General features: G+C 71.9%; 1 protein-coding gene. It reads left to right on the forward strand.

What is annotated here, in order from left to right:
* Positions 1–133: 133 nt before the first annotated feature.
* Positions 134–1,585 carry an NAD-dependent succinate-semialdehyde dehydrogenase gene (locus tag CQZ88_RS16220; RefSeq protein ID WP_029541981.1) on the forward strand — a complete coding sequence of 484 codons (1,452 nt, stop codon included), beginning with the start codon at positions 134–136 and terminating at the stop codon, positions 1,583–1,585.
* Positions 1,586–1,652: the final 67 nt, after the last annotated feature.

Genomic DNA, 1,652 nt, shown 5'->3' on the forward strand with positions numbered 1-1,652 from the left:
CGAACGGTGCTGGGACAGCTGCTGCCACGGTGCGGTTCGAGTCACGTCGCTCATGAATTCAGAGCCTAGTGCGGGGCCGCAGTTACCGGCGGGTTCGGAATCCGCTCGGGTCGTGGAGCGCATGATGTGGGTCATGGACACCGAAGAACTGATCCGGACCGTACCGACAGAACTGTTCCTCGGCGGGGAGTGGGTGGCCGCAGAGAACGGCGCCACCTTCCCCGTCCACGATCCCGCCACCGGCGACACGCTCACCGACGTCGCCGACGCGAGTCCGGCGGACGCCGTCCGCGCCCTCGACGCCGCGGTGGCCGTCCAGCACGAGTGGGCCGCGACCCCGCCGCGCGAACGTGGCGAACTGTTGCGTTCGGTGTTCGCGCGGATCACCGAACGTGCCGAGGACTTCGCGCTCCTGATGACCCTGGAGATGGGCAAGGCCCTGCCGGAGAGCCGGGCCGAGGCCAAGTACGGTGCCGAGTTCTTCCGCTGGTTCGCCGAGGAGGCGGTGCGGATCGCGGGCCGCTACACCCACGCGCCCGCGGGCAACGGACGGATCCTGGTGACGAAGCAGCCGGTGGGACCGTGCCTGGCGATCACGCCGTGGAACTTCCCGCTCGCGATGGGCACCCGCAAGATCGGTCCCGCCCTCGCTGCGGGCTGCACGATCCTGATGAAGCCCGCGTCGGAGACCCCGCTGACGATGCTGCTGCTCGCCCAGCTGTTCGCCGAGGCCGGCCTGCCGAAGGGGGTGCTGTCCGTGCTGCCGACGTCGCGCGCCGGGGCGGTCACCGGTCCGCTGATCGACGATCCCCGCCTGCGCAAGCTGACCTTCACCGGTTCCACCGGGGTCGGCCGGGCCCTGTCCGAGCGGGCCGGGAAGGCGATGCTGCGCACGTCGATGGAGCTGGGCGGCAACGCGCCGTTCCTGGTGTTCGACGACGCCGACCTCGACGCCGCGGTCGAGGGCGCGCTGGCCGCGAAGCTACGCAACGGCGGCGAGGCGTGCACGGCCGCGAACCGCTTCCACGTCGCCAACTCGGTGCGAGAGGAGTTCGTGAAGAAGCTGACCGAGCGGATGGCGCAGTACCGGCTCGGGCGCGGCACCGACCCCGGCACCACACTCGGGCCGTTGATCAACGCCGGCCAGCGGGAGACCGTCGGCGCGCTGGTGCAGGACGCGGTGGGGGCCGGGGCGAGCCTCCGGCTCGGCGGATCCGTCCCCGACGGCCCGGGGTGGTACTACCCGGCGACCGTGCTCGACGGGGTGACGGCCGAGGCCCGGATCCTGCGGGAGGAGGTGTTCGGCCCCGTCGCCGCCGTGGCCGGGTTCGACACCGAGCAGGAGGCGATCGATGCGGCCAACGCCACCGAATACGGACTGGCCGCGTACATCTACACGCAGAGCCTGGACCGGGCGCTGCGGGTGGCCGAGGCCGTCGAGTCCGGCATGGTGGGCGTCAACCGGGGCGTGATCTCCGACGTGGCGGCGCCGTTCGGCGGTGTCAAGGCCTCCGGGCTGGGCCGCGAGGGCGGCAGTGAAGGCATCGAGGAGTACCTCGAGACGAAGTACATCGCGCTGCAGTGACCTGCGCGACGGTGACGCCCCCGAGCGTCGGGACCGACGGGCTCGGGGGCGTACCGGCGGGACTCGG

Source organism: Rhodococcus sp. ENV425, from assembly GCF_002887785.1.
In the GTDB taxonomy this organism is placed as follows: domain Bacteria; phylum Actinomycetota; class Actinomycetes; order Mycobacteriales; family Mycobacteriaceae; genus Rhodococcus; species Rhodococcus aetherivorans.